11 protein-coding genes are annotated in these 12,465 nt (G+C 65.4%); 9 read left to right on the top strand and 2 right to left on the bottom strand.

The features are described 5' to 3' along the window. Positions 1–154: 154 nt before the first annotated feature. The 6 genes from AUP43_RS18490 (at position 155) to AUP43_RS18470 (ending at position 7,318) form a co-directional block, all read left to right on the top strand. Complete coding sequence (locus tag AUP43_RS18490; RefSeq protein ID WP_067560384.1) at positions 155–1,612, top strand: DegQ family serine endoprotease; 1,458 nt, start codon at positions 155–157, stop codon at positions 1,610–1,612. A gap of 115 nt (positions 1,613–1,727) precedes the next feature. Next, on the top strand, positions 1,728–1,868 hold the full coding sequence (locus AUP43_RS19140; protein ID WP_157089429.1) for a hypothetical protein: 141 nt from the start codon (positions 1,728–1,730) through the stop codon (positions 1,866–1,868). A 58-nt stretch (positions 1,869–1,926) separates the two neighbouring features. Further along, positions 1,927–2,604, top strand: coding sequence for a response regulator transcription factor (locus tag AUP43_RS18485; protein ID WP_067560383.1), 678 nt, complete (start codon positions 1,927–1,929; stop codon positions 2,602–2,604). Beyond that, positions 2,601–4,004: a sensor histidine kinase gene (locus AUP43_RS18480; RefSeq protein WP_067560382.1), complete on the top strand. Its 1,404-nt coding sequence runs from the start codon at positions 2,601–2,603 to the stop codon at positions 4,002–4,004. Before AUP43_RS18485 ends, AUP43_RS18480 begins: the two co-directional genes overlap by 4 nt. Before the next feature lie 307 nt (positions 4,005–4,311). Further along, on the top strand, positions 4,312–5,292 hold the full coding sequence (locus tag AUP43_RS18475) for a TAXI family TRAP transporter solute-binding subunit (RefSeq protein WP_232315219.1): 981 nt from the start codon (positions 4,312–4,314) through the stop codon (positions 5,290–5,292). 76 nt (positions 5,293–5,368) lie between these two features. Next, positions 5,369–7,318 carry a TRAP transporter permease gene (locus AUP43_RS18470; protein ID WP_067560381.1) on the top strand — a complete coding sequence of 650 codons (1,950 nt, stop codon included), beginning with the start codon at positions 5,369–5,371 and terminating at the stop codon, positions 7,316–7,318. 70 nt (positions 7,319–7,388) lie between these two features. On the opposite strand, the gene AUP43_RS18465 is transcribed toward AUP43_RS18470, so the two are convergent. Further along, a complete protein-coding gene (locus AUP43_RS18465) occupies positions 7,389–8,447 on the bottom strand; it encodes a TauD/TfdA family dioxygenase (RefSeq protein WP_067560380.1) in 1,059 nt (352 codons plus the stop codon). A 26-nt stretch (positions 8,448–8,473) separates the two neighbouring features. Further along, positions 8,474–10,063 (bottom strand): hypothetical protein, encoded by a 1,590-nt coding sequence (locus AUP43_RS18460; RefSeq protein ID WP_157089428.1) that lies wholly within the window; start codon positions 10,061–10,063, stop codon positions 8,474–8,476. A gap of 340 nt (positions 10,064–10,403) precedes the next feature. Between AUP43_RS18460 and AUP43_RS18455 the strand changes: the two genes are divergently transcribed. From AUP43_RS18455 to AUP43_RS18445, 3 genes are read left to right on the top strand one after another with little or no spacing between them, the layout of a single operon-like run. Further along, complete coding sequence (locus AUP43_RS18455) at positions 10,404–11,141, top strand: class I SAM-dependent methyltransferase (protein WP_232315218.1); 738 nt, start codon at positions 10,404–10,406, stop codon at positions 11,139–11,141. Beyond that, positions 11,138–12,097: a glycosyltransferase family 2 protein gene (locus tag AUP43_RS18450; RefSeq protein WP_067560378.1), complete on the top strand. Its 960-nt coding sequence runs from the start codon at positions 11,138–11,140 to the stop codon at positions 12,095–12,097. The genes AUP43_RS18455 and AUP43_RS18450 overlap by 4 nt, the downstream gene beginning before the upstream one ends. Next, entirely contained in the window at positions 12,094–12,432 is a 339-nt protein-coding gene (locus tag AUP43_RS18445) for an EamA family transporter (RefSeq protein WP_067560377.1), read from the top strand. Before AUP43_RS18450 ends, AUP43_RS18445 begins: the two co-directional genes overlap by 4 nt. The last annotated feature ends 33 nt before the right edge of the window (positions 12,433–12,465 follow it).

The following is a 12,465-nucleotide window of genomic DNA, read 5'->3' as shown; positions in this document are numbered from 1 at the left end:
AAAGCTGGGTGAGGGGAGACCTTCACCCCACCTTACGAAAAGTTAATCCGGCGGAAAGGCGGCTGACAGGTGGGCTTCCGCATATTGAGGCTGTCGGGTTCGCCTCTCCCCCCATCTCCCCGGGCGGACCGCAACAGTTCAATGAGGAGCCATCATGTTCCACAAGACATTCTCCAGCGTCTCCAACAGGCGCAAGCCGGCGGCGGCCCGCTGGTCGCGGCGCGTCGCCTTCGCGGCCAGCGGCGTCATCGTCTGGACGGCGGCCACCGCCGCCTCGGCGCAAGTGGCGACCGATTATGCCGATCTGGCCGAGAAGGTGACGCCGGCGGTGGTGAACATCTCGTCGACCCAGGAAGCCAAGCCGGCCGAGGGTCAGCCCATGCCCTTCGCGGCGCCGCCCGGCTCGCCGATGGAAGAATTCATGAAGCGGTTCTTCGAGCAGATGCCGCAGCAGCGCGGCGGGCAGCCGACCACGGCGCTGGGCTCCGGCTTCATCGTCGATCCGGAAGGCTATATCGTCACCAACAACCATGTGATCGACGGGGCCGACAAGGTGTCGGTAAAGCTGCCCGACGGCCGCGATTTCGACGCCACCGTGGTGGGCACCGATCCGCAGACCGACGTGGCGCTGCTGAAGGTGAAATCCGACAAGGCGCTGCCCTTCGTCAGCTTCGGCGATTCCGAGAAGCTGCGCGTCGGCCAGGCGGTGCTGGCCGTCGGCAACCCGTTCGGGCTGGGCGGCACGGTGACCGCCGGCATCGTCTCGGCGCGCGGCCGCGACATCCATTCCGGCCCGTATGACGATTTCATCCAGACCGACGCGGCGATCAATCGCGGCAATTCCGGCGGCCCGATGTTCAACATGGACGGCCAGGTGGTCGGCGTGAATTCGGCGATCTATTCGCCTAATGGCGGGTCGGTCGGCATCGGCTTCGCCATCCCCGCCAATATGGTGAAGCAGGTGGTCGCCGATCTGAAGACGCATGGCCAGGTCGAGCGCGGCTGGCTCGGCGTCAGCATCCAGCCGGTGACCGACGATATCGCCGGCGCGCTGGGCATGGACGAGCCAAAGGGCGCCCTGGTCGCCAGCGTCAGCCCGGACAGCCCGGCCGACAAGGCCAAGCTGAAGGCGGGCGACGTGATCGTCGGCTATGACGGGGCCGCGGTGGGCGAGGTGCGCGACCTGCCGCGCCTGGTGGCCGCCACCCCGGCCGGCAAATCGGTCGAGATGCAGATTCTGCGCGATGGCGCACGCCGCACCGTGTCGACCGAGATCGCCAAGCTGAAGCCGCAGCAGACCGCCGCGGCCGAGGTGAAGACCGACAGCGTTTCCGGCCTTGGCGTCACCTTGTCCAGCCTGACCGAGGCGACGCGCCAGCGCCTGGATCTGGCCGCCGACGCCACCGGCGTGGTGATCACCGCGGTCGACCCGAACGGCAAGGCGGCGCGCCAGGGCCTGCGCCCGGGCGATGTGATCGAGAAGGTCGGCGACATCGTCGTCTCCAAGCCGGGCGATGTTCAGCAGGCGCTGAGCGACGGCAAGCGCAAGGCGGCGCTGCTGCTGATCAACCGGGCGGGCGACAAGCGCTTCGTCGCCATCCAGTTGGCCTGAACCCCACACCGTCGCCCCTAAATACCCCTCCAGGGGCAGCGGACCTTGAGGGCAGGCCTTCCTTGGCGGGCCTGCCCTCATTTTTCTTCTCTATTTTAATTCAAAGGGTTATACGATGAAGTTGTGGATGATCCCGGCTTTTGGCCTGCCGATGAGTGGTGGCTTATACCTGCTCAATCATCGCATCGGCGGCCTGGCCCTGGTGGCGATGGTGTTCGCCACCTTTATCAGCGTCGTGTTCGCCGCGACCCGGTAGCAGGCGATGTGCTACTCTTGGCGCAAAGACGAGGGGGAAGATCATGGAGGCTGTTTGCATGCTCGTTCTGGTCGTTGAGGATGACGACGAGACGGCGACCTACATGGAGCGCGGCCTGACGGAAAGCGGCCATGTCGTCGACCGGGTGGCCGATGGGCGCGAGGCGCTCTACATGGCGACCGACAAGAAATACGACGCCATCGTGATGGACCGCATGCTGCCGAAGCTGGACGGCCTCAGCACCGTGCAGGCGGTGCGCGCCGCCGGCGTCGAGACCCCGATCCTGATCCTCAGCGCCCTCAGCCAGGTCGATGAGCGGGTGAAAGGGCTGAAATCCGGCGGCGACGATTATCTGGCCAAGCCCTTCTCCTTCTCCGAACTGGTCGCCAGGCTGGAGGCGCTGACCCGCCGCCGCGGCGCGACGACGGAGGAAACCATCCTGGCCTGCGGCGATCTGGAGATGGATCTGCTGGGCCGCAAGGTCACGCGCTCGGGCCGGCCGATCGACCTGCAGCCGCGCGAATTCAAGCTGCTGGAATATCTGCTGCGCCATGCCGGGCAGGTGGTTACCCGCACCATGCTGCTGGAAGGCGTGTGGGCCTATCATTTCGACCCGCAGACCAACGTGATCGACGTGCATATCAGCCGGCTGCGGCAGAAGATCGACAAGGATTTCGACAAGCCGCTGCTGCACACGGTGCGGGGCACGGGCTACAAGATCAGCGAGACGCCGTGACGCCATCGCTGTGGCGCCTGACGAACACGGCGACCTTCCGGCTCGCCGTCGGCTACATGGCGCTGTTCGGCGCGTCGGCGGTGCTGCTGCTCTCCTTCATCTGGTGGACCACGTCGGGCGTGATCGAGCGCCAGGCGACCGATACGGTCGGCGTGGAGCTGCGCGGCCTGGCCGATCTGTATCGCGCCGAGGGGCCGCGCGGCCTGATCCAGGCCGTCGAGCGACGCAGCAGCCGGCAGGGCGGCGACCCCGACGGCATCTACCTGCTGGTCGACCCGCTGGGCCGGCGGCTGGCGGGCAATATCGATAATTGGCCGGCCGGCGCGCTGGCCGACGGGCAGTGGGAGCGGCTCGACATCTTCCGCACCGATGTCGCGCAGAGCCGGATGATCGGCATCCGCGCCTTCCATCTCGGCGGCGGCTACCGGCTGCTGGTCGGGCGCGACATGGTGGCGCTGGCCTCGTTCCAGGCGGTGTTGCTGGAGGCGCTGATCTGGGGCGTCGGCGTGACGCTGGTGCTCGGCCTGTTCAGCGGCGTGTTCATGAGCCGCCGTTTGCTGACGCGCGTCGAGATCATCGGCCAGACCAGCCGCGAGATCATGGAAGGCGATTTGACCAAGCGCGTGCCGCTGGACGGCTCCGGCGACGAATTCGACCGGCTGGCGCAGAATCTGAACCGGATGCTGGCCCGCATCGAGACCCTGATGGGCGAAATGCGGCTGGTCACCGATAGCCTGGCGCACGATCTGCGCAGCCCGCTGACCCGGCTGCGCGGCGGGCTGGACATGGCGTTGAGCGCCCCGCCGGAGGAGCGCGACGCCGCCATCGCGCGGGCCATCGTGCAGGCCGACGCGGTGCTGGCGACCTTCGGCGCGCTGATCGAGATCAGCCGCATCGAGGCCGGCATCGGCCGGGGCGACATGGTGCCGCTGGACCTGGCCGAGATCGTACGCGACATCGCTGAGCTGTATCAGCCGGTGGCGGAGGAGAAGGGGCTGTCCTTCACGCTCGATGCCATCCCCGCCGCGCCGATGCGCGGCAGCCCGCAGCTTCTGGCGCAGGCGCTGTCCAACCTGCTCGACAATGCGGTGAAATATTGCCGGCCCGGCGACGGCATCACCTTGTCGCTGACGGCGGCGGGCGAGGGGGATGAAAGCCAGTGGGCCCTGACCGTCGCCGATACCGGGCCCGGCATTCCCGCCCTCGACCGCGAGCGCGTGTTCGAACGCTTCGTCCGGCTGGATGAAAGCCGTCACGCGCCGGGCAGCGGCCTCGGCCTCAGCCTGGTCGCCGCCATCGCCAAGCTGCATGGCGGCACAGTTGCGCTGGAAGACAATGCGCCCGGCCTCAGGATCGTCTGGCGGCTTCCAGTCGAGGCAAGTAATGCTGCATTGCAGTAAAGTTTTTCCAAGACAAAAGAAGGTTTTTTGTTGCGTTGCAGCATGACTTGATCGCTGGATAATCTGCACGCCCCTGATTCTGCTTTTCGGATACGCAAAATCCTGGCATTGTCGGCAATAGCAAGGCGGCGTGCTCGGCTTATTGTTCAACCAACAAGCGTCGCAGAACTAGGAGCGATCAAAATGTCATCCGGAGTTGTCGCGGTCGTTGATCGTGGTGGCTTGGGGGCGTTCGCCCGGTCGAAAGCGCCATCCCTGGCGCAGCCTTGTCCCGCAACAATCTGAGAAGACTCCAGGGAGGACCATTGTGTCGATCCTAAAGACCCTTGCGGTCGCCGTTGTGGCGACTGCCAGCATCGCTGTATGCAATCCCGTCCTCGCGCAGGACAAGGCCGGCTGGCCGAAAACCCTCACCCTCGGCACCGCCTCGGTCGGCGGCACCTACTTCATCTACGGCCAGGTCTGGGCGACCCTGGTGGGCGAGAAGATCGGCACGCCGATCAACACCCAGCAGACCCAGGGCCCGAACCAGAACATCATCCTGGTGCAGCAGAAGAACATCGATCTTGGCATGACCACGATGGGCGTCGCGCTGCAGGCCTGGGAAGGCAAGGGCTGGGCGAAGGAGAAGTACAGCGACATCCGCGCGCTGTTCCCGATGTACGACACCCCGTTCCACTTCGTCGCGCTGAAGCGCTCCGGCATCAAGTCGGTGAAGGATTTGAACGGCAAGAATGTCGGCGTCGGCCCGAAGGCCGGCACGCCGGGCACCTATTTCCCGATCATGTTCGACGCCCTGGGCATTAAGGCCACGATCCGCAACGGCCAAGCCTCCGACATGTCGTCGCAGGTGGCCGACGGCCTGCTCGACAGCTTCGCCTTCGCGGCCGGCTTGCCGATTGCGGCCTTCTCGGAGCTGGAAGCGACCAACGAGGTGACCTTCTTCGGCTTTACCGACGACGAGATCAAGAAGCTGCAGGCCGCTGCGCCCGAGCTGAGCGAGACGGTCATCCCGAAGGCGACCTACAAGACGATGACGCAGGACGACAAGACCGTCGGCGTCTACAACTTCGCCATCGCGCACAAGGACCTGCCGGCCAGCCTGACCTACGAGATCGTGAAGGCGATCCACGCCAATCACGGCGAGCTGGTGAAGGGCCATGCGGCCGCGAAGGAGACCCTGCCGGAGAACGTCTCGAAGAACACCTTCCTGCCGTTCCATGCGGGCGCCGCGCGCTACTACAAGGAAGCCGGGGTGAATATCCCGGAAAAGCTGCTGGCCAACTAAGCCGGTCTTTTCCATCGCTCTTGGGCCGGTCGGCGCTGTCGACCGGCCGTTTCTTCACCTGGAAGTCGATAAAGTCATGAGCCAGACAGACAAAGCTTCCCAGCTTGCCGAGTCCGACCCCGCCTATGAGCAGCCCGAAGAAGAGTTCGGCGGCTATAAGAGGCCGTTGCGATCCTGGGAAGCGAAGCTGTTCTACATTCTCTGCGTCGGCTTTACCGCCTTCCATCTGATTATCCTGAATTTCTACCCGATCGATCCCTGGCTGTTCCGCTCGATCCATGTCTCCTGGGGCGCGGCCATCGGCTTCGCCATTTTCCGCTTCGTGCCGAGCGAGCGCCGCATCGGCATTCCCTGGTTCGACTGGGTTTTGATTGCCGCCGCCATCGGCGTGTGCATCTACATGTATGTCGAGCTGGACGACATCCAGTTCCGCGCCGGCGCGATCTACACCACCGGCGATGTGATCACCGGCCTGGCCGGCACGCTGATCGTGCTGGAGATGACGCGCCGCACCGCCGGCTGGGCGCTGACCATCATCGCGCTGGTCTTCATTATCTACGCCTTCGTCGGGCCGTGGATGCCGGGCGTGCTGTATCATCGCGGCTACGGCTTCCAGCGCTTCATCACTTATATCTACAGCGACCAGGGCATTCTGGGCTCAACGGTCGCGGTCTCCTCGACCTACATCATCCTGTTCGTCGCCTTTGGCGCGTTCCTCCAGGTGTCCAAGGTCGGCGATTATTTCAACGATCTGTCGATGGCGCTGTTCGGCTGGGCGCGCGGCGGCCCGGCCAAGGCGACCGTGGTTTCCGGCATTTTGTTCGGCACCATTTCCGGCAGCTCGGTCGGCAATGTGGTCGCCTCGGGCGCCTTCACCATTCCGATGATGCGCCGGGTTGGCTATGACCGCGCCACGGCCGGCGCGATCGAGGCGACATCGTCGACCGGCGGCCAGATCACCCCGCCGGTGCTGGGCGCCGGCGCCTTCATCATGGCGGAGATCACCGGCATCCCCTATGGCGAGATCGCCATGGCCGCGATCATCCCCTGCCTGCTGTTCTATGTCGCCTGCTTCATGCATGTGGAGCTGCACGCCCGCAAATATCGGCTGGACGGCCTGCCGTTCAGCGAGCTGCCGAAGCTCGGCGAATTGCTGATGAAGGCCTATCTGTTCATTCCGGTCGTCGTGCTGGTCTGGACGCTGATGGCCGGCTACTCGCCGTTCCGCGCCGGTTCGCTGGGCATCGTCAGCGCCATCGTGGTGAGCTGGCTGTCGCGTCATCACCGCGTCGGCCCGCGCGAAGCCATCGAGGGGCTGAACAAGGCGGCGCGCGACGTGATCCAGCTGGTCGCGGTCTGTGCGGCGGCCGGCATCATCGTCGGCGTCATCGCGCTGACCGGCATCGGCGGCCGCTTCTCGGCCCTGATCCTGGGCCTTGCCGGCACCAGCCAGTTCCTGGCGATGGTGTTCGCGATGATGATCGCGCTGATCCTGGGCATGGGCATGCCGACCACGGCGGCCTACGCCATCGGCGCGTCGGTGGTCGCCCCCGGCTTGCAGCGCATGGGCGTGGAGCCGCTGGTCGCCCATCTGTTCATCTTCTACTACGCGGTCATTTCGGCCATCACCCCGCCGGTGGCGCTGGCCTCCTTCGCGGCGGCCGGCATGGCGCAGGCCGATCCCTGGAAGACATCCTTCATCGCGCTGAAGATGGGGCTGGCCACCTTCATCGTGCCGTTCATGTTCTTCTACAGCCCGCTGCTGCTGGGGCAGGGCGATATGATGGCCGTTATCTATGTCACCCTGACGGCGTCGCTGGGCGTGATCGCCCTGGCCTGTGCGACCGAGGGCTGGCTGTTCGGGACGATGCCGATGCTGATGCGCGTCGTCATGTTCGCCGCCGCGATCATGCTGATCGTGCCGGAGACCATCACCGACAGCATCGGCTTCGTGGTCGCCGCCGCCATCGCCATCTTCCAATGGGTCCGCCGCGTGCCGGAGCCGGCGAAGGAAACGACGGCCTGACGCCGGGCGGGTCGGTAAACGAAAACAAGGCCGTCGCGCACTCCGCGGCGGCCTTGTTCGTTTGCCTCTTCTAAACCGCTTCCAGCGGCGCGTTCAGCCGGGTCTGCGGCAGGATGATGCCGCCGCGCGCGCCGGGCGTGACCGTGCCGAAGCGCTGGGCGAAGCAGGCGGGCAGGGGGCGGGAACCGGCGGGCGACAGCCACAGCCGCAGCAAATGGCGCTTCTTCTCCGGCTCCGGCCAATCCTCGAAACCGGTGCGGTCATGCAGGATGGTGTGGTTGTGCACAAGCTGGATGTCGCCCGGCTCCAGCCGCATGGTGAAGTGCAGCGCCGGGTCGTCGGTCAGCGCGTCGAACATGTCCAGCGCCTCGACCTGGGCCGGCGTCAGGCGCGGGGCGTCGGGGAAGCGCTGGGCGGAATCGATATATTGCCGCTGGTAGATCGCCGACAGCAGCCCGTCATGCCAGGAGAAGACGGGGATTTCGAAATAGGGCTTCTCGCCGTCGCCGACCTCGCCGCGCCGGTCGGTGGCGACCGGCTGGAACAGCAGGCGCGCCAGGTCCGGCCGGCGGCGGCGCATCTCATTGAACAGCGTCACCGAGCTGACCAGCGCCGAATCGCCGCCCGCCTTCGCCGTCTTCAGGCACAGCAGCCCGACCACGTCGCAGGAATCGGTATGGAAGGTCTGGCGCTCGCGGGTCTGGTAGATACGCACGGTCGGATCGTTCGAGGCGAGGCCCAGATCGCGCACATGGCCCAGCACATGGCCCTTGCCGTTCTGCGAGCGCGCGCTGCCGAGATGCGCGCCGATGCCGAAGAAGGCGGCGGCCGCCTCGGCGACCGACCAGCGTTCCACCGGCAATCCGCGAAACAGCACGAAGCCGCGCCCGTCCAGCACCTGGCGCAGCTCGGCGGCGAGGCGGCCGGCAAGGGCGGGCAGCGGAAAATCTGCCCGGCTCATCTGGCCGATCTCCCGCCCGGTTTCCAGGAAACGCCGCGCGGCGGCCTCCACTTCGGCGATCTCGTCCGGCGTGAAGCGCAGCAGCCAGTCGCGGCTGGCGGCCATGTCTGGGCCGTACCAGGCGGCGGGGCCGGCAATCTCCGGCGGCAGATCGGTCAAGCTGGTCATCGGGCGTGTCGCGCGAAAGGGAGGGATCAATCCTTGCGACGGTAGATCATGTAGCGGTCATATGTCACCAGCTCCTCGTAATTCGCGAAAGCCTCGGCGAATTGCGGGCTTTGCAGAAAATATTCGAGATAGCTGAACGGTTCCTCGGTGCATTGCGGAATGCCGGGGATATTGTCGACGATCAGCAGCGAGGGCTGCTGGCGCAGGAAGCTGGCGGACACCGTCTTGAAGACGAATTCCTCCCCCGGATCCATGGTGCGCGGATTGTGGAAGACCGACCCGTCCTCCAGGCATTCCGAATAGACGCCTTGCAGCAGCCACATGCTCTCGAACGGCATCGCCATCTGCATGTTGGCGTAGTTCAGCACCGGGAAATGCGGATAGATGCCGGGCGAGAGGATCAGGATCCTGCCATTGCCGCGCTCCTGCTTCACGATCTCCAGCAGCCGCTTGGCGTCGGAATCCTCGTAGGAGAACTGCATGTAGAACGGGCTGCTGTTCAGCGCCTGCTGATAGAACACCAGCAGCATCATGGCGGCGGCGAAGATGCGCGCCGGGCGCTTGTCGCCGCGCTTCAGCCAGGCCATGTTGTCCAGCACGGCGGCGATCACCGCGCCGGCCAGCAGCAGCGTCAGCGCCTGGGCGGGCAGGATGTGATAGGGCCAGCCCTTGAACTGCGCATAGGCGGCGAACAGCCCGCCCATGCCGGCCAGAAAGATCACCCGCGCCATGTGCGAGCGCACGCCCCAGAAGGCGACGATGCCGAGCAGCGGCAGAATTACCGTCGGCGCGCCGAAATTGCCGTTGGTGAACAGATCGTACAGTGAGACGCCGCCTAGCTCGCTGTAGAAATCGCGCGCCATCGGCAGCACGAAGGTGAAATATTCCGGCGTCACCAGCACGGCGAAGATGGCGTGCCCGACACAGACCGCCAGCACTGACCAGGGGGCGGCGTCGCGGATCGAATAGCGGAAGCCGCGCTGGTAGAGGATATACAGCTCCACCAGCACCGGCACGACGAGGAAATAGGGCTTCATCGCGAAGCCGAAACCGGCCATCAGCCCGGTGGCGATGCGCAGCCGGCGCGACAGCGGCGAGGCCCCGGCCCGGCCGCTGGCGACCAGCAGATAGGGCAGGGTGAGCACCAGCATGATGTGCTCGCGCTGGCTGAACATGTTGTTCGGGTAGACGATCAGCAGGAACAGCACCAGCACCGGCAGCAGCGCGCCGGAGATGGCCAGGTCGGGGTTCAGGCTGGCCTTCAGCACCCGCCGGCAGGTGAGGTAGGAGGCGGCGATGCCGACCGCAAGCAGCGCCGGCAGCAGGGTCGTGCTGGGCAGCCCGGTCAGCTTCGCCAGCAATTCCGGCAGCGAATAGATGACGAAGACCAGCGGCGTGTTGATGTCGATGGCGTCGACATAGAGCGTGCCGCCATTCACCCACAGCTTGGCGATGTGCAGCAGCACGGCGGTGTCGTGGTTGATCGGCGGGAAGAAATAGCCGATCAGCCAGCAGGCGCAGACCGCGACCACCGTGCGGTGCAGCAGGCGCGACCAGTCGACTTTTCGCCCCTCGCCGCGCCCGGTCAATTCATACGCCTGGGAAGTGTGGTCCATGGATCGTCGTCGGCGCCGCGCCTCAGGGGCCGCCGGACTTGCCCGGCGGAGATCGCGGATTTGCCTTATCCTTGTCTTTGGTGGCCTGTAAGCTCGTCCTACCCGGATACTTATTCGCCGGTTTTGCGAACTATGCCTGCACTTTTTCTAAAAGACGAGCCGATTTAGAAAACGCCATAACCTAAGTCTATCGACTTGATCTTCTTGGGAATTGTGCGGCGCCGGCGATTTCAACCCAGAATTCAGAGCATTTTATACGGTTGGGATTAAGAATAGATTGCGGTATTCCGTCGCTGGCCAGGGTGGCCGGCGCAGGTAAGGGCGCGAGCAGGGGCAGGGCATGAGGCAGTCCGAATATCAGCAGATGGCGGCGGTGGAAGATACCATGTGGTGGTATCGCGCCCTGCATTTCGGTGCCCTGGACCGGCTGGAAAAGGCGGCCTTGCCGGCGCGGGCGGCGGTGCTGGACGCCGGCTGCGGGACGGGCGGCTTCCTGGCCCGGCTGGCGGCGGCGCGGCCCGATCTGGATTTGCACGGTCTGGAATATAATGCTGAGGCGGCGCAGGTCGCCGCCGCCAAATCGCCGGCCCGAATCGCCACCGGCACGATCAACGCGCTGCCTTACGATACCGGACGCTTCGACGCCATTGTCAGCCATGACGTGCTGTGTCACGGCGGGGTGGACGAGGCCGCCGCCCTGGCCGAGCTGCGGCGTTGCCTGAAGCCGGGCGGGTCGCTGTTTCTCAGCCTGCCGGCCTATCGCTGGATGGCCTCGGCGCATGACCGGCATGTCAATAATGTGCATCGCTACGATGCCGGCGAGGTGCGCGCGATGCTGGCCGCCGCCGGCGTGGCGGTGCGGCAAGCCGGCTACTGGAACGCGTTCCTGTTTCCCCTTATGCTCGCCCACCGCTTGACGGCCGGCAGGCATCAGGATTCCAGCGACGTGAAGGCCTTTCCGGCCTGGCAGGACCGTCTGTTTTTCGGCGTGACGGAAGCGGAACGCAAACTGGCCCGCATGGGCCTGACGCTGCCATTCGGCGGCTCTGTATGGGTGTGGGCGGTCAAAGAATCATGAATGAGTACGCGTTTGCCTTGTCCATCGTCGTTCCGGTCTATAACGGGGCGACCAGCGTGCCGACGCTGGTCGAGGCGCTGTCCAGGCTGGAGGTGCCGGGCGGGCTGGAAATCGTGCTGGTGAACGATTGCAGCCCGGATAATTCGCTGGCGGTGTGCCGGGCGCTTGCCGCCGAGCAGAGCGTGCCGCTGACCGTGGTGAATCTGGCGCGTAATTTCGGTGAGCATAACGCGGTGATGGCCGGTCTGGCGCAGGCGCGCGGGGCCTACATCATCACCATGGACGATGATTTGCAGAACCCGCCGGAGGAAGTTACCCGCCTGTGGGAATACGCCAGATCAAACAGCTATGACGTCGTCTATACCTACTACGCGAAGAAGGAGCATGCCGGCTGGCGCAATCTCGGCAGCCGCTTCACCAATTGGTGCGCCGATATGCTGATCGACAAGCCGAAGGGCCTGTATCTCTCCAGCTTCCGCTGCGTCAGCGGCTTCACCGCGCGCCATGTGGTCGCCCATTCCGGCCCGTTTCCCTATGTCGACGGGCTGATCATGCAGGTGACGCAGAATATCGGCCGGCTGGAGGTGAAGCATCTGGCCCGCGCCGAGGGCCGCAGCAACTACACGCTGCGCCGGCTGCTGCGGCTGTTCCTGTCGATGTTCCTGAATTTCTCCGTCATGCCGCTGCGCATGGCGACGCTGGCCGGCATCGGCGTGGCGGCGCTGGGCGTGATCGGCGCGCTGTGGGTGATCCTGGAGGCGCTGCGCGGGGACCCGCCGCAGGGCTGGGCCTCGCTGATGGCGGTCACGCTGGTGCTGGCCGGCGTGCAGCTGATGATGCTGGGCGTGGTCGGCGAGTATCTCGGCCGGCTGTTCCTGCATGTGAACGGCAAGCCGCAATATGTCGTGCGCGAGGTGATCCGCAACGAAGCCGCCGACAAGGCTGGCCGGTCATGAGCGTCTATGTGATCGCGCTCGGCGTCGGCATCCTGCTGGGCGTGGTCGGGCAGATGCTGCTGAAGGCCGGCGCGGATGGCGGCGAGACCATCGTGAAGCAGTTCCTGGCCCCGCAATCGATCATCGGCCTCGGCCTCTATTTCGCCGCCGCCGTCTGCTACATGTTCGCCCTGCGCAAGATTCCGGTCTCGGTGGCGTTTCCCAGCGTGTCGCTGTCCTACGTCATCGTGGCGCTGCTCGCCTTCTGGCTCTATGGCGAGGCGCTTGGCTGGCAGAAGGGTGCCGGCATCGCCCTGATCTGCGCCGGCGTGTTCCTGGTCACCCGTCCGGCGTAACGCATCCGGACGCCGCCCGATGCTTCGAGACGC

The sequence above is a fragment of the Oceanibaculum pacificum genome (assembly GCF_001618175.1).
GTDB classification, from domain to species: Bacteria; Pseudomonadota; Alphaproteobacteria; order Oceanibaculales; family Oceanibaculaceae; genus Oceanibaculum; species Oceanibaculum pacificum.
The sequence above is the reverse complement of the archived record's forward strand: the minus strand, read 5'-3'. Positions and strand labels throughout refer to the sequence as shown.

Bases quoted from the DNA above. Each gene is read 5' to 3' on its own strand.
- AUP43_RS18490 (WP_067560384.1), top strand. From the start codon at position 155: ATGTTCCACAAGACATTCTCCAGCGTCTCCAACAGGCGCAAGCCGGCG.
- AUP43_RS19140 (WP_157089429.1), top strand. From the start codon at position 1,728: ATGAAGTTGTGGATGATCCCGGCTTTTGGCCTGCCGATGAGTGGTGGC.
- AUP43_RS18485 (WP_067560383.1), top strand. From the start codon at position 1,927: ATGCTCGTTCTGGTCGTTGAGGATGACGACGAGACGGCGACCTACATG.
- AUP43_RS18470 (WP_067560381.1), top strand. From the start codon at position 5,369: ATGAGCCAGACAGACAAAGCTTCCCAGCTTGCCGAGTCCGACCCCGCC.
- AUP43_RS18465 (WP_067560380.1), bottom strand. From the start codon at position 8,447: ATGACCAGCTTGACCGATCTGCCGCCGGAGATTGCCGGCCCCGCCGCC.
- AUP43_RS18460 (WP_157089428.1), bottom strand. From the start codon at position 10,063: ATGGACCACACTTCCCAGGCGTATGAATTGACCGGGCGCGGCGAGGGG.
- AUP43_RS18455 (WP_232315218.1), top strand. From the start codon at position 10,404: ATGAGGCAGTCCGAATATCAGCAGATGGCGGCGGTGGAAGATACCATG.
- AUP43_RS18450 (WP_067560378.1), top strand. From the start codon at position 11,138: ATGAATGAGTACGCGTTTGCCTTGTCCATCGTCGTTCCGGTCTATAAC.
- AUP43_RS18445 (WP_067560377.1), top strand. From the start codon at position 12,094: ATGAGCGTCTATGTGATCGCGCTCGGCGTCGGCATCCTGCTGGGCGTG.